This window comes from Affinundibacterium amnicola, from assembly GCF_014284275.1.
GTDB classification, from domain to species: domain Bacteria; phylum Pseudomonadota; class Gammaproteobacteria; order Burkholderiales; family Burkholderiaceae_D; genus Undibacterium; species Undibacterium amnicola.
This window is the reverse complement of the sequence record NZ_JACOFU010000001.1, coordinates 392,887-407,933: the sequence shown is the minus strand read 5'-3', so window position 1 is coordinate 407,933 and position 15,047 is coordinate 392,887. Positions and strand designations below refer to the sequence as shown.

The 15,047-nt window shown below is 44.1% G+C and carries 14 protein-coding genes; 5 read left to right on the top strand and 9 right to left on the bottom strand.

Annotated elements, in window-relative coordinates; translation table 11 throughout:
* Positions 1–17: 17 nt before the first annotated feature.
* From gmk to H8K33_RS01825, 3 genes are read left to right on the top strand one after another with little or no spacing between them, the layout of a single operon-like run.
* Positions 18–665, top strand: coding sequence for a guanylate kinase (gmk, locus tag H8K33_RS01835; protein WP_186889270.1), 648 nt, complete (start codon positions 18–20; stop codon positions 663–665).
* Positions 666–674: 9 nt separating this feature from the next.
* Entirely contained in the window at positions 675–878 is a 204-nt protein-coding gene (gene rpoZ, locus H8K33_RS01830; RefSeq protein WP_186889269.1) for a DNA-directed RNA polymerase subunit omega, read from the top strand.
* Between the two features lie 45 nt (positions 879–923).
* On the top strand, positions 924–3,215 hold the full coding sequence (locus H8K33_RS01825) for a RelA/SpoT family protein (protein ID WP_186889268.1): 2,292 nt from the start codon (positions 924–926) through the stop codon (positions 3,213–3,215).
* A gap of 21 nt (positions 3,216–3,236) precedes the next feature.
* On the opposite strand, the gene greB is transcribed toward H8K33_RS01825, so the two are convergent.
* A complete protein-coding gene (gene greB, locus H8K33_RS01820) occupies positions 3,237–3,791 on the bottom strand; it encodes a transcription elongation factor GreB (RefSeq protein WP_186889267.1) in 555 nt (184 codons plus the stop codon).
* Positions 3,792–4,180: 389 nt separating this feature from the next.
* On the opposite strand from greB, the gene H8K33_RS01815 reads away from it, so the two are divergent.
* Both H8K33_RS01815 and H8K33_RS01810 read left to right on the top strand, forming a co-directional pair.
* A complete protein-coding gene (locus H8K33_RS01815; protein ID WP_186889266.1) occupies positions 4,181–4,828 on the top strand; it encodes a response regulator in 648 nt (215 codons plus the stop codon).
* 98 nt (positions 4,829–4,926) lie between these two features.
* On the top strand, positions 4,927–6,591 hold the full coding sequence (locus H8K33_RS01810) for a GGDEF domain-containing protein (protein WP_186889265.1): 1,665 nt from the start codon (positions 4,927–4,929) through the stop codon (positions 6,589–6,591).
* Positions 6,592–6,765: 174 nt separating this feature from the next.
* Here the strand turns inward: H8K33_RS01810 and H8K33_RS01805 are convergent, their stop codons facing one another.
* The 8 genes from H8K33_RS01805 to H8K33_RS01770 all read right to left on the bottom strand — a co-directional run bounded on the left by H8K33_RS01805 (position 6,766) and on the right by H8K33_RS01770 (position 14,737).
* Positions 6,766–7,515: a cephalosporin hydroxylase family protein gene (locus H8K33_RS01805; RefSeq protein ID WP_186889264.1), complete on the bottom strand. Its 750-nt coding sequence runs from the start codon at positions 7,513–7,515 to the stop codon at positions 6,766–6,768.
* Entirely contained in the window at positions 7,512–8,327 is an 816-nt protein-coding gene (locus H8K33_RS01800; protein ID WP_186889263.1) for an NAD-dependent epimerase/dehydratase family protein, read from the bottom strand. The genes H8K33_RS01805 and H8K33_RS01800 overlap by 4 nt, the downstream gene beginning before the upstream one ends.
* Positions 8,324–8,812, bottom strand: coding sequence for an acyltransferase (locus tag H8K33_RS01795; protein ID WP_186889262.1), 489 nt, complete (start codon positions 8,810–8,812; stop codon positions 8,324–8,326). The genes H8K33_RS01800 and H8K33_RS01795 overlap by 4 nt, the downstream gene beginning before the upstream one ends.
* Positions 8,813–8,833: 21 nt before the next feature.
* On the bottom strand, positions 8,834–10,054 hold the full coding sequence (locus H8K33_RS01790; RefSeq protein WP_186889261.1) for a class I SAM-dependent methyltransferase: 1,221 nt from the start codon (positions 10,052–10,054) through the stop codon (positions 8,834–8,836).
* Entirely contained in the window at positions 10,051–10,620 is a 570-nt protein-coding gene (locus H8K33_RS01785) for a dTDP-4-dehydrorhamnose 3,5-epimerase family protein (protein ID WP_186889260.1), read from the bottom strand. The genes H8K33_RS01790 and H8K33_RS01785 overlap by 4 nt, the downstream gene beginning before the upstream one ends.
* 75 nt (positions 10,621–10,695) lie before the next feature.
* A complete protein-coding gene (rfbG, locus tag H8K33_RS01780) occupies positions 10,696–11,802 on the bottom strand; it encodes a CDP-glucose 4,6-dehydratase (RefSeq protein WP_246443228.1) in 1,107 nt (368 codons plus the stop codon).
* Positions 11,766–12,536 carry a glucose-1-phosphate cytidylyltransferase gene (gene rfbF, locus H8K33_RS01775; protein ID WP_186889259.1) on the bottom strand — a complete coding sequence of 257 codons (771 nt, stop codon included), beginning with the start codon at positions 12,534–12,536 and terminating at the stop codon, positions 11,766–11,768. The genes rfbG and rfbF overlap by 37 nt, the downstream gene beginning before the upstream one ends.
* On the bottom strand, positions 12,533–14,737 hold the full coding sequence (locus tag H8K33_RS01770) for a tetratricopeptide repeat protein (RefSeq protein WP_186889258.1): 2,205 nt from the start codon (positions 14,735–14,737) through the stop codon (positions 12,533–12,535). Before H8K33_RS01770 ends, rfbF begins: the two co-directional genes overlap by 4 nt.
* Positions 14,738–15,047 lie beyond the last annotated feature (310 nt).

Sequence of the window (15,047 nt, the reverse complement as noted above, 5' to 3'; positions counted from 1 at the left end):
TTTGATTGCGAATTGATATGCCACCTAGCCAACCTACTTCCGGTAGTCTGTTTATGGTTTCTGCCCCTTCTGGTGCAGGTAAATCGTCTTTAGTTAACGGTCTATTGAAGTTAGAACCTCAACTAAAATTATCAATCTCATTCACGACCAGAGCACCTCGCCCCGGAGAGGAAAATGGTCGTGAATACCACTTTATTTCTCCTGACGATTTTTTGATTCGTAAAAATCGCGGCGAATTTCTTGAGTTTGCCGAAGTGCATGGCAATTATTACGGCACTTCGAAAATTTTAATTCAAGAAGCCATGCGTGCCGGCACGGATATCTTGCTAGAAATCGACTGGCAAGGCGCTCAGCAAGTGAAGAAGCAATTTGCCTATGTGGCAAGCATCTTTATTTTGCCGCCGTCGATTGATGCACTGGAAGAACGCTTAAACAAGCGCGGACAAGACTCTCAAGAGGTGATCACGCGGAGAATTTTGGCTGCTGGAGGAGAAATGGCACACGCTCCAGAGTTCGAATATGTTATCATCAACCAAGATTTTGATTTAGCGTTATCAGAATTGAGTGCTATCGTTAAAGCCACTCGCTGCCGTACCTCTCAGCAAATCGTGCGCAATGCCGCCGTTTTTTCGCAGTTAGGCATACAAATCAATACCACGTTTTAAGGAAATATCATGGCTCGTATTACCGTTGAAGACTCTCTCAAACAAATCCCAAATCGCTTCCAATTGACTTTGTGCGCAACCTATCGTGCACGTCAATTATTGCAAGGTCACACGCCAAAAGTAGACGCAAAAAATAAACCTACTGTCGTTGCTTTACGTGAAATTGCTGAAGGCAAAATCGGCATTGAAATGTTGAAAAAAGTCCCATTCTAATTCTGGATTGCGCGACTCAAGTGAAACGGCCATGGATAACAAGTTATGAATTTGCAAGACGACAAATTATCCATTGCCATTTCAACTGCAGCTGAGCACCTCACAGTTGCACCCACTGCTGCAATCGCGGCAAACACAAAAAAACCTCGCATCAATAATCACTCTCCGATTTCTCCCACCCCGAATTCTGCCGTTGCCTCAATTACCGATCTGACTACGCGCTTAGCAGAATATTTGTCGCCTGTTGACTTGAAACAGGTGAGAGAAGCTTACCGCTTTTCCGACGAAATGCATTTAGGCCAAGTACGCAAATCGGGCGAGCCTTATATTTCACATCCAATCGCCGTCGCAGAGATCTGCGCTGAATGGAAGCTAGACGTGCAGGCCATCATGGCGGCCTTACTGCACGATGTGATGGAAGATCAGGATGTAAAAAAAGAAGAGTTGATTGAACGATTTGGCGCACCAGTTGCCGCCTTGGTTGATGGTTTATCCAAACTCGAAAAAATTGAGTTTCAAAGCCACATCGAAGCCCAAGCCGAAAACTTCCGTAAGATGTTGCTGGCAATGGCACGTGATGTACGTGTGATTTTGGTCAAACTTGCAGACCGATTGCATAATATGCGAACGCTAGGTGTGATGTCACCGGAAAAGCAGCGACGCATCGCCAGCGAAACGATGGAAGTGTATGTGCCAATCGCGCACCGTCTTGGCCTGAATAATATTTATCGTGAATTACAAGATTTAGCATTTGCGCATATTTATCCGATGCGCTATCGCACATTAGCAAAAGCGATTAAAGCGGCACGTGGCAATCGACGCGAAGTCGTGAATAAAATTATGGCCGCGGTCAAAACCACGCTTGCTGAGGCTGGCCTTGAAGCACAGGTCGATGGCAGAGAAAAAACCCTATACGGAATCTACTGCAAAATGCGCGACAAGCAATTAAGCTTTTCGCAGGTATTAGATATCTATGGATTTCGAATTGTCGTTGATAACTTCCAGAACAGCTATTTTGCGCTTGGAACTTTGCATGCTTTATATAAGCCTATGCCAGGTAAATTTAAAGATTACATCGCTATTCCGAAATCCAACGGTTATCAATCCTTACATACCACGCTAATTGGTCCGTATGGCACGCCAGTTGAATTTCAAATACGCACCAAGGAAATGCACAGAGTGGCAGAATCCGGCGTTGCCGCGCACTGGTTGTATAAGAACGAAGATGCCAGCCTTACAGACCTGCAACAACGCACACATGCCTGGCTCCAATCCTTGCTTGACATACAAAAACAAACTGGCGACTCTGCAGAATTTTTAGAGCATGTGAAGGTCGATTTATTTCCGGATTCTGTCTACGTCTTTACACCAAAATCCAAGATTTTTGCACTGCCACGCGGAGCTACAGCGCTTGACTTCGCCTACAACATTCATACCGATATTGGTGATCAAGCAATCGCTACACGGATCAATAATGAACCAGTGCCATTGAGAACCGAATTGAAGAATGGTGACATTATTGAGATCATCACTTCACCGAATTCTCGCCCAACACCCAATTGGCTAACCTATGTCAGAACTGGAAAAGCGCGGTCGGCTATCCGTCATTATCTGCGCACCATCAATCTCAATGAATCAACAGAGCTCGGCAAACAGTTGTTAGCACAAGCATTGGTTTCCTTACACCTGAATCCTGATTTGCCTGAGAGCTTAGTCGACAAATTGCTCAATGAATCGAGTGCGAATACCTTAGAGGAGTTACATACCGATATTGGTATTGGCAAACGTATGGCTGCCTTGGTTGCACGTCATATTTTAGATTTAGTGGAAAATGATTCTCCATCCATTCCATTCCAACATATAGGCGATGAGAAACTCAGCAAACCTGATCCCGTCATCATTTATGGCAGTGAAGGTATTTCTGTTCAACTCTCGCCGTGTTGCTTACCAATTCCAGGCGACAGTATTGTGGGACAACTAAAGCGCGATCAAGGCTTAGTGGTACACAGCAGTGACTGCAAGAATGCGAAACGCTTGCAGGTGAAAGAACCAGATCGTTGGATTGATGTTACCTGGGGTGAAGATTTAAACCGTCGCTTTGATTGTCGAATTTCTGTGATCGTCAATAATGAACGCGGAGCCTTAGCACGGATCGCCGCGGAGATTGGTGAAGCCGATGCCAACATCATTCATGTCAACATGGAAGATGGCGAATCCAAAGATATGACGAAGATTCATTTCACCATCCAAATCGATGATCGCGTCCACTTAGCTAAAATTTTACGCAACGTCAAACATCTCAACGGTGTCAGCAAAATCCGACGCGAATACTCGTAAATTGATCTCGAGTTGATCGCATTAAGATTTTGCTGGATATTGCACATCCAATACCACCAGTTCATCCGTCCCCTGCGGAGTTTTCAAGCTAACGGCATCCCCTACTCTCGCTTTAGTCAAAGCGCGCGCAACTGGAGAGATCCAACTAATTTTTCCGTTTAAAGGATCAAATTCATCGACACCGACGATGCGTATAACGGTTACCTCACCGTGTTGATTTTCGTATTCAACTGTCGCGCCAAAAAAAACCTGATCAGTACCAAAGTGTACGGACGGATCAACAATTTCAGCCAAATCCAATCGTTTTGTTAAAAAGCGGATTCGTCTGTCAATTTCTCGTAATCGGCGCTTCCCATAGATGTAATCCCCATTCTCTGAACGATCGCCATTTGAGGCTGCCCAAGACACAATTTTGACAACTTCTGGGCGTTGATTATCAATCAAATCCAATAATTCGGTCTTCATTCTATGATGACCTTCTGGCGTCAAATAATTCTTAACACCAGCAGGAATTGGCGGGGCACCAAATTCCTCTTCGTCATCTTGATCACTCTCTTTAACAAATGCTTTGCTCACTTATTTTCTTTCTGATTAAACAGCGTGCCGAAATCATGCCAATGGTCGGACAGCTTCGCACAGCTCTCACAATTTTACCTTGTAAGTTAACACATACCTCGCATTCCTAAGCAAATACTGCAACATACTTTATTTCCTAGATGCATCATGCAATAATGCTCAGATACTACTACCGTAAAAAAACAAGCAAAGTAATCAAAGTCGCCGCAATAATCAGTAATAAAACGCCCTATGCGTATATCCAAAATTTGAAGATATATGCTTTAATTAAATGATTATTGAGCAGACAAGTGATGAACTTGGATACACAAAAGTTCTCATTGGGGCGAAATAGCGATACGATGATCTGCGAAGTTACGCAATAGAAAAACAGCCAAGAAAGATTTTGCATGACTCAAAATGCGCGCATCAAATTATTGATTGTGGATCCACATCCGGTCGTACGGGCCGGCATTCGTTTTTTTTTACAAGATAGTAAAAACTGCACGGTTATCGGCGAAGCGCTCAATGGTCAGGATGCCATACGACTAGCCCGACAAATCGAAGTGAATATTATTTTGATAGAAATTGCATTGCATGACAGGAACGGCATCGATGTTATCAAGCAGATTAAACGTGAATTCCCAGAAATAGCGTTAATCGTTTTCTCTTCCCATAGAGAAGATCAATATGCGATACGCGCACTGAAAGCTGGTGCCTCAGGTTTTTTGAGCAAGCATTGTGAACAGCTTGAATTACTGACTGCCATTGAACAAGTCGCTTCTGGTCTCAAATTTGTCAGCCCAGAACTGGCGCAAGAGCTGGCAAATAATCTGAATAATGAACACGCCAGTGAACCACATAAATTGTTGTCGGACAGGGAATACCAAACGATGATGATGATTGCATCAGGGAAAAGTGTCAGCGACATCGCGAGAGAACTGTCTTTATCCGTCAAAACGATTAGCGAGTATCGAGCACGGATTTTGATTAAGATGAAATTACGCCACAACGCAGAATTAACGCACTATGCAATTAAGAATGAACTGGTAGAATAAAATAATGTTTTACACTGCCCTTCAGATTGCAAGTTTAACTTGCAAAATTAGCTGCAAGTTTGGCTGTGTGCCTAGTTGCATTTCGCTGAAAGAATGCCATGTCCGATAAGTCGAATCACAGCGCGCCCAAAAGTCCAACCGATATCGCTCGGGAGACATTTAAACGGCTTGCATTAGAACGAATTGCACCGACGCCAGCAGCCTATCGTAAGCTTTATGTTGAAATATCTGGTGTAGACGACGAAGAAGTAGTCAAAGTTGAAGTTCCAAAAATTCATTCAGTCGATGAATTAAGTCCGCACGAAGCAGAGAACGTGCTGACAGATTTCGCAAAATCACTACAGAAATCAAGCGGTGAACTTGCCAATTTCGGTCATCGCTTCAGCCGAGCATTAAAAGGCAAGGACTGGGATGATTACGCGCAAGGCTTAAGCGAACTCGCCAACAAAGTCAGCAGCAAACCGACCATGAGTCTTGTTGATCCGATTCCACCACTACCAGCTACCGTTAATGCACTGCCGAAACGTATTTCTTTGGTCGATGACGAGCCAGAAGAGAATCAAAGAGAAAACATACTCAAAGATTTACTCTTTAGAACGCTCGGTATGGCACTAAGCTCGCTACTCAAACCAAATCCTGCGCTGGCATCCGAATCGGAGTCTATTGCCAATGCAGTCAAAACTGCTGTCAATGAAACTGAATTAAACAGCATCAGTTCACGACTGAAGCAATTATGCTTCCAAATTGAATTGAAGAGCGGCGATACCGCTGAACAACAAGAACTTTTGCTACGCCTGTTTTCACTACTGTTAGAAAACGTCAGGGAACTACTTGATGACGACAACTGGTTGCGCGGACAGATCGAAGTCGTGCAAAATTTGATCGCTGGCCCTATCGACCACCGTGCATTACAAGAAGCGACACGCAGCCTCAAGGATGTGATTTACAAACAAGGTGCACTCAAGCATAGCCTTGCGGAATCAAAAACATCGGTCAAAAACATGATGGCGACGTTTATTGATCGTCTTGATGTGATGACCAGCACCACGACAACTTATCAAGAAAAAATTAGTGGCTTTTCGAAAGAGATAAGTAATACGCGAAATACCGCCGAAGTAGAAAGCATCATTCGCGAAATTTTGAACGAAACGCAAACCATACAATCGGAGGCGAGTCGATCACAACAGATTATGCTGGCGGCGCAGAAAGAAGTAAAAGAAGCAGAAATTCGCATCAAAGAATTAGAAGATAAACTCACCCAAATGAGCGAGTTAGTGCGCGAGGATCAACTGACCGGCAGCCTAAACAGGCGTGGTCTCGATGATATTTTTGAGCGTGAGGCAGATCGGGCCGATCGACGTGGTACCTCGCTATGTGCAGCAATGCTGGATCTCGATAACTTCAAAAAACTCAATGATACTCATGGTCATGCTGCTGGCGATGAAGCCCTGATTCATGTCGTCAGAATCGTTAAGCAAACCCTACGCTCAATTGATGTGATTGCACGCTATGGAGGTGAAGAATTTCTTATCGTCATGCCAGAAACTAGTTTAGATGAAGCCGCGAAGGCAATGACCAGAGTGCAACGTGAACTGACCACGCACTTTTTCACCGCGAACGATCAGCGCTTATTTATTACATTTAGCGCAGGTGTCGCATTACGTGCACCACATGAAGCACAAGAGTCAGTTGTAAAACGGGCCGATAAAGCGATGTATGAGGCGAAAAAAACAGGCAAAAATCGCGTGATCGTGGCGAAGTGAAACGATCTATTAATGTATCGCATGGATCAAACAAAAAGCGGCTTGATAGCCGCTTTTTTGCTTTTAAAACGCTAAGCTAAAAATCAAGCTTTCAGCTTAGAACAATTCACTCGAGTGACATCTTCAAACAAACCACCTAGGTAATCTTCCAAATAATATATCTAAATAATGCATCTAAGCGATTCGCTTTAAAAATCCATCTGGCGCAACTGTGATCTGCAACTTATGGTGCATATTTTTATCGATGACAAATTCAGCATGTGATTCGAGATAGGCATGCACCGCGGTCTTAGGACTGTTCCCCGGATTCCATGGGCGATTATCAAAAACATCCGCAGGAACATCCTCGACAAAGGTATCAAAGACCACGCAATAACTGTCTTTGCTGACCAAGCCTGCATAGGCATTTAACTCGGCAAGGACATGTTCATGGGTATGATTAGAATCCAAAAATACCAGAACCTTCTTTTTATCTTTGACGAGTTCACGGACTTGACTAACAATCTCTGGTGCCACACTGGATCCTTGTAACATCTTAATGCGTTTAGACATGGGATGCTGCAATATCGCTTCACGGTTATGTTCTCGGATATCAATGTCAATACCAATAACAAACGCATCAGAGTTACCGCCGCAAGCGGCATTCAACTCCAACAGCGAAGCTGAATAAATAATTGATCCACCGTGCGCGATTCCTGTTTCGATAATCACATCTGGCTGAACTGTCCAGATCAATTCCTGCATCGCGATCATATCGATAGGATTCTGAATAATAGGCCGGCCTAGCCAAGAAAAATTATAAACATATTGGCGGCGCATGCTCTGCTCCAGCCAATCTCTCGACTGCTTTTGAAATTCGACATCTTGTGCCAAAGCCTCAACGCGTGCTTCTCTCTCTTTTTCAAATTGCTGTATAGGATTCATAGCGCCTCGCCATAATGTTGAAGAAGACTTGGCAAATCCTGCACCAAATCACAAGTTTTCATTCCAAATAATGATTCTACTTTTTTTGTTTCTATACGCGGGAATTTTATTGCAGGGGCATTAGGCTGAAACGCACAAATCACGCCAGATTTTGTCAAAAAATCAGCGATCATTTGATTCGAAATGTTTTTGCCAGATGCCAAATTAAAAATCCCACTTTCGCCTACCAAAGCAATGCGTGGCAAAGCTAGTGCTACATCTTTCACTGAAATATAATCTTTTTCAGATTCAGGCGCGGTAAAAAACTCGACCGTTTTAAGACGAGCCGCCGCACTTAAAATTTCCGACAAAAAATTCTGACTTGGCATCTGTTCGCCATAGACATTCGAGAGTCGCGCGATTTTGACTGGACGACCACTTTGCAAACACAAGCTCTCGCCCATCAATTTAGAGAGATTATAAAGATCGCCAGCCAATTCAGGATTCACCAATAGCGTACTTGTTTCGGCAGTTGAGGAAGCATTTGCGTACACACGTGTGCTGGAAAGATAGGTTAAGGAATCAAACTTCGCAGCTTGTAACCAATGCGCTAAGTAACTCACATGCGCCTCGACTGTATCGAATGGCCTCTGCCTAAAGTCAGCAGTTAAACCAGCACAATAAAAGACATGCCCATAATGTCGATCCAAGATCGGCATATCATTCCTTGCAATTAAGTCGCAGAGCCATCCAGTTGAGCGAAGATGTGCATCCAAATGACGTCCAACAAAGCCATGACCACCAATTAAAGTCGCGTGTAAAACCTTACTCATTCACGCCATCCTAAATGTCGTAAAGGATTTCCCGCTTGGATCGAGTAAGCAGGAATCTCACCACGCACAAGCGAACCAGCGCCGATCACGCATCCGGTGCGCAATATCGCACCATCAAGAATGACCACATTCGCGCCGATCCACACGTCATCTTCAATCACGATTCCACCACGACTAGGCAAGAATCCTTGCTGATTGATTCTGCGAGACTTATCTTTGTAAGCATGATTGACTGGGGCAAAAGTGCAATTGGCCGCGATCGCTACGTCATTCCCTATCAGTACACCATTCCCTGTATATAAAACACAACCAGAGTTAATGACCGTTCTGTCGCCAACTACTAAGTCACCATTTCCACCAGCGGGTTTCACTTTCACAAAACTATCGATACTGGCGTGAGCTCCAATCACAATTCGAGTTCCACGTGTCGAATCTTCGATATCAGCGAACTTAGACACTTTAGCCAGTGGATGAATTTCAATCAAAGTAATGCTCCTTATCCAAAGTCAGAAAATTCGCAACTCAGGAATCGCAATCACAAATTGTGCTCCCCAAGAACGCACAAACGATAATTCTTGTGTGATTTCCTGTTCCAAATTCCAAGGAAAAATAATGATGCGATCTGGACGTTGCTGTTTCAAGTAGTCGATATCGACAATCGGCAGGCGACTACCCGGCAAATATTTCCCCTGTTTTTGTGGATTTTTATCGACCACATACTGAATCAAATCACCGCGAACTCCCGCAAAATTTAACAGCGTATTACCTTTTGCTGCCGCACCATAAGCAGCAACCGTCAAGCCCTCTCGCTTGAACTGAATTAACTGTTCAAGTAAAGCATATTTAGCGCGATCTGCATCGCTCTGCAAGCGTCGATAGAAGTCATGACCTAACATACCGGCCATTTCTTCTTGCTGCAGGCAGTCGGCGACTCGATCAGAAATCAAATGATGTGAACTAATTTGCGCAAAAACTCTGAGACTTCCACCATGGGTAGGCAACTGTTCAACGTCAAAGATAAATAAACCGTTGGCTTCGAATATTTTTTTTACGGCAGTTAAGGATAAGTATGAATAGTGCTCATGATATGCGGTGTCAAACTGATTCAATTGCACCATATTTAGTAAATGGGGAAATTCAAAAGTCACGACGCCAGTCGGCTTCAACAACTTCACAAACCCGCGCACAAAATCGTTAATATCTGGCACATGTGCTAGGACATTGTTCGCTGCAATCAAATCTGCTTGCTTGCCGAGCTGTCCTAACTGAATAGCCAGAGATTCACCGAAAAACACCTCAAGAATTTCAATGCCGCGTTGCCTCGCCATCGCCGCTGTACTACTGGTTGGCTCGATACCGTAGCAAGGAATTCCCAGCGCCTGTACATACTGCAAAAGATAACCGTCGTTGGCAGCAACTTCAACCACTACGCTATCTGCAGTCAAGCCAAAACGCTGTTGCATCGCCTGCACATAATTTTTCGCGTGCGTTAACCATGAGCTTGAGTAAGAACTGAAATAAGCATAGTCCTCAGTGAATAAGGATTCGCGCTGTGCAAAATCTTCGGTCTGTACTAACAAGCAAGATTGGCAGAGCAATAATCTCAAAGGAAAATAAGATTCAGGAAGAGATAATTGGGCTTGCGTCAAATAGGAATTTGAAGGCGGAGCAGTGCCTAAATCCAGACAGGCAAAATCAAGTTGGCTTGAACAATGACGGCATTTCAAAGTTTGACTCCTTCAAAATCTTCTGTGAGAAAAGCGAATGCAACATCTCGCTCGGATCTTTGTGTAACGGGTAAGGGCCACTGTAATTGCAAGCGCACATCCAAGACATTTAATCCGGCTTCAAACTGTGGTGCATAAGTCCTACTATGGCAATAAAACATATCGACGTTTTCTGTTAATGTTTGAAATCCGTGCGCGCACCCCGGCGGTACAAGTAAGCTTTGTTGGTTCTGGGCCGACAATTCAATTGCAACATGCTGTAAGAAACTTGGCGAACCATGTCGCAAATCGACAATCACGTCCCATACGGCACCACGAAAGCAAGTTACGAGTTTACTTTCGGCATAAGGAGGCAGTTGATAATGCAAACCCCGCACCGTACCTTTCTGCGCGGTAAAGCTATGATTAAGCTGTGCGATAGGATCATTCCAGCCCAATCCCTGCATGGTTTCAGCACAATAGATACGCTCAAAAAAACCGCGATCATCGCCGCGCTGAAGACGCTCTATCAGATAAACACCTGCGATTGCTGTTGGCTTACTGATTAATCCATTCTGCGTACCCACATTGATCCCTTTTAACTCACTTCATTTATTGCCTATCTGCTGCTCACTTGATCAGAATTACGCCATTTACGCCATTTACGCCATTTCGCAATTCAAATAAGCTTCGATATCCGCGGCACACAATGCATCTGCGTTTGCCCCAGCCAGATAAGATTTGTACCAATGCATGCTCCTGGTAACCGCTTCTGACAAATGCCAGCGAGCTTGCACTCCCAACTGCTGTCGTGCCAAGCCATTATCAAGCTGCAATAAGCCAGCCTCGTGCGGGCCTTCAATCTGATCTGCAAACCTACTTGTTCCAGATCCAAACACTCGCTGTGCATGCTCGATGACCGTGCGCACAGTCACTGCATCCGCGGGATCTGGACCGAAATTGTAAGCATCATTTAATCCATTTTGGGTCGCCAATTTTTGTGCCAATAAAAGATAGCCACATAGAGGCTCTAACACATGCTGCCATGGTCTAATTGCATCGGGTCGCCGGATGTCTAGCACTTGATTTCGCTGCCAAGCACGTACTGCATCAGGAATTAGGCGATCTGCAGACCAATCTCCTCCACCAATCACATTGCCGGCCCGCGCGGTCGCCACCCCGATATGCTGCAAAAAACATTGCTTGTAACTACTCACCAAAATCTCACATGCTGCTTTACTTGCACTATAGGGGTCGTGTCCACCTAATGAATCGTTTTCTTGATAAGCGCGACCAGTTTCATTGTTTTTATACACTTTATCAGTCGTCACGATCACCATCGAACGAATCGAAGCTTGCGCTCGTGCTGCTTCCAATAAATTCAAAGTTCCGACAAAATTACTCGTCATCGTCGCAACTGGGTCAAGATAACTTTGCCTAACCAAGGCTTGCGCCGCAAAATGAAATACGAATTCAGGATTGACTCTTTGCAACCACGACTTCAATGAGTCGACATCGCGAATGTCATCAATTTGACTATCTACCTGCTGTGCAACTTGCGCACTTGTGTATAAATTAGGTTCAGTATTTGGCGCTAACGCGTAGCCATAAACCTGCGCACCTAATCGGGTTAACAACAAAGCCATCCAGCTCCCTTTAAAGCCGGTATGTCCCGTCAAAGCGACGCGGCGCCCGCGCCAGAATTGTGGGTCTGGATTCACGAAGATAGAGCTCACCAGCATTTCCACGGTGCTCTCCCGCTCTGCCATAAATCTTCCAGCATATTTTTTTCGCGCAGCGTATCCATGGGCTGCCAAAAACCAGAATGTTCATATGCCATCAATTCTTTACTCTGCGCCAAGCTTGTCAGAGGCTCAGATTCCCAACTAGTCGAATCTTCAGCAATCAAACTAATGACCTTTGGTGACAACACAAAAAAACCACCATTGATCCAACCACCATCACCACGCGGTTTTTCAATAAATCCCTTGACGAAATCACCATCACGTTCGAGTGCGCCAAAACGACCTGGTGGCAAAACGGCGGTTACGGTTGCCAATTTCCCGTGCTGTTTATGGAATGCCAATTGTGCAGTAATGTTCACATCGGACAAACCATCACCATAAGTAAAACAAAATGCTTCTTCATCTTTCAAATACTGCGCCACACGCTTCAGACGCCCACCAGTCATGGTGTCTTCACCAGTATCAACCAGCGTCACTCGCCAAGGCTCAGCATGATGTTCGTGGACTTCAACCTGATTGGTCTTCATATCAAAAGTGACGTCCGACATATGCAGAAAATAATTCGCGAAATATTCTTTGATCAGATAACCTTTATAACCGCAGCAGATAACAAAATCATTCACACCATGCGCAGAATAAGTTTTCATGATGTGCCAAAGAATGGGATGCCCGCCAATATCAATCATTGGTTTAGGCTTTAAATGCGTTTCTTCAGAAATTCGCGTTCCCAATCCACCCGCCAAGATCACTGCTTTCATGCTGAACCTTTCTCACAATAGATTTGCCACATTTGACGATAGGCTTTTTCGACAGACCTTGCGAACGCATCTTCGTTCATCAGCATAGATGCTTCCATTTCTTGCCGCATGGTTTTGCGCATATGTACTAATCCTTCGATATCATGCGCAAGAATGATCGCCTTTTGCGCATATTCTTCCTCGCTAGTAGCAATCCATTCCGGACGTCCCATACCCATCAACACACTAGATCCGATGCGTCCAACTGGTGGTCTGTCCTGCAAAGTAATGAATGGAATTCCCATATATAAGGTTTCCAACAAGGTCGTTCCGGAGTTGTGTGGAAAACAATCTAGACCAATATCAATACGCTTTAACACCTCCCAAGATGGCGAACTAAAGCCAATATCTAAACGATTACGCTCTATCCCAAATTGCATAAAGCGTGACGCCATCTCATCTTGAACTAACGGGTCTTTGAAATCTCCACTGTTAATTACTAAACGAGAATTAGGCATAGCATCCAAAATTGCCGCCCAAATTCGTACCACACGATGATTAATCCTGGTTGTACGAGACAAACTACCAAAGGTGACGATACCTGTCTGGCTCGCAGGTGATTCATTCAGAATAGCCAAGCGCGTATCCGGTCTATAAACATATGCAGGCCCGTCCAATCGCCAAATCTGCTCAGAAAATAAATGGTCGCAATCCCCAGTAACACTTGGACTATCGGTCATAAAGTAATCGACCGCGCTTAAGCCTGTGGTGTAACCATATTCCAGCCAATGCAAGGAGACTGGTGCGGGTTTTTGCGCAAAAATCATCAATCGATTTGAATTTGTATGACCAGATACGTCGATCAAAATATCAATTTCATCGGCACGAATTCGCTCTACCGCCTGATCATCCGTCATGCCGCGAATCGGAATCCAATGATCAACAATCTTTTTGTAATGCTCGGTGACTTCATCCTCAAATGGAATTTGCGCATAGGCAAAAATCTCAACCTGAGCTCGATCATGTTTTTCCAACAATGGAATCAGGAAGTATTTGCAGACTTGGTTATAGAAGGACTGGCAGACGTATCCGATCTTTAAACGCTTTCCAGGTAGTTTCGCATTATTAAATGGCAGCCATCGGTCTTTCAGCAGCACAGCAAATCGCTGATCAAATTCACGATAGGCATTAAAAATCACTTCTGCCGATAAATCGGGATGATAATTCAGACAGAATAAAATGTTTGTATAGACTTTTCGATTGAAACTCGAATGCTCATCCGTTCTGAAAGATACCGCTTGAATATATGCTTCAATTGCTGCATCCAAATAGCCCCCGTCTCTTAAGGCATCACCGTAAGCGGCCCAAATTTCTGGAATCTGGTCAGTGAGTTGCAGCGCACTGCGGCTACAATCAATCGCTTGTTGAATTTGTCCAGCATGACGATAAGCTTCAATCAAATTCGGATAAACCTGATGTAAGTCTGGTTGAATCTGTAAAGCCTGATGATAAACTTCGATTGCTGACTGGCAGCGATCCAGAGCACGGTAGGTTAATCCTAAATTATTATATAAATAAGCGATCCCGGGCGCTAACTGAATCGCTTTAGTGAAACTCTCTATCGCCTCGTCGTACTGTCCAAGAAATCGATACGCGTTTCCAAGATTATTATAGGCAGTCGCCATGTCGGGCGCTAACTGTACTGTGCGCTGAAGAATCTCCAAGGATTCTGAACATCGCTCTAATGATGTTAATGCACATGCCAAATTATTGAGTACATGTGGATTATTCGGTAGTATTTTTGCTGCGTGAAGGGCAGCCTCATATGCGGCGTCATATTTCTGCTGCTCGAGACAAGCGATCGACAGATAATCCCAAGCAATTCCATCCTTCGGACGTAACTTCACTAACCAACGGCTAGCTTGCTCCAGCAAATCATAAGATTTTCGGGAAACGAAACGATTCAAGATGGTGTAATACGCCTTTGAATCAATCACCGTTTTATGCGCAATCGAAAATGCCTTCTGCAAATAGGAAATCGCCTTTTCATCCTGGTCAAGATTAAAGTAAATCTTAGCCAGCAACAAATTCGCCTCCTCATTTAAGGGAAAACGTTGTGTCACACGTGATGCTGCGCTAATTGCGTCCTCCAATTTACCTGCTTTAAGCAAAGTCTGTGCTTCACGCATCGCAGATTTCACGTCGAACCCTGTTTTACTCATCACATCCTCTTTCTTATATTAGTACTTCTGTTTTACCAGCTAATTCCAAGTTCCACAATTCACCAGACTGAATGAACAACAGAACATGATAAAAATTTTAATTACGGAATAGAGAATTGCCTATTTTTAGTATTTTACAAATAAAACTCAACAGTAAATTACCTAAAAAGAAGTGGAAATCTTGTTCAAATTAGCCCTTAAGTATTTAAAAAACTTGCCGTATAGCGGAAGAACAAGAAAAACTTAAGCACAAAAAATAATATTTATTTTGAGCAATTTCCTCAATTTTTTAAAATACCGCCCGTTACCT

Bases quoted from the DNA above. Each gene is read 5' to 3' on its own strand.
- H8K33_RS01825 (WP_186889268.1), top strand. From the start codon at position 924: ATGAATTTGCAAGACGACAAATTATCCATTGCCATTTCAACTGCAGCT.
- gmk (WP_186889270.1), top strand. From the start codon at position 18: ATGCCACCTAGCCAACCTACTTCCGGTAGTCTGTTTATGGTTTCTGCC.
- rfbF (WP_186889259.1), bottom strand. From the start codon at position 12,536: ATGAAAGCAGTGATCTTGGCGGGTGGATTGGGAACGCGAATTTCTGAA.
- H8K33_RS01805 (WP_186889264.1), bottom strand. From the start codon at position 7,515: ATGAATCCTATACAGCAATTTGAAAAAGAGAGAGAAGCACGCGTTGAG.
- rfbG (WP_246443228.1), bottom strand. From the start codon at position 11,802: ATGGCAGAGCGGGAGAGCACCGTGGAAATGCTGGTGAGCTCTATCTTC.
- H8K33_RS01770 (WP_186889258.1), bottom strand. From the start codon at position 14,737: ATGAGTAAAACAGGGTTCGACGTGAAATCTGCGATGCGTGAAGCACAG.
- rpoZ (WP_186889269.1), top strand. From the start codon at position 675: ATGGCTCGTATTACCGTTGAAGACTCTCTCAAACAAATCCCAAATCGC.
- H8K33_RS01815 (WP_186889266.1), top strand. From the start codon at position 4,181: ATGACTCAAAATGCGCGCATCAAATTATTGATTGTGGATCCACATCCG.
- H8K33_RS01800 (WP_186889263.1), bottom strand. From the start codon at position 8,327: ATGAGTAAGGTTTTACACGCGACTTTAATTGGTGGTCATGGCTTTGTT.
- H8K33_RS01810 (WP_186889265.1), top strand. From the start codon at position 4,927: ATGTCCGATAAGTCGAATCACAGCGCGCCCAAAAGTCCAACCGATATC.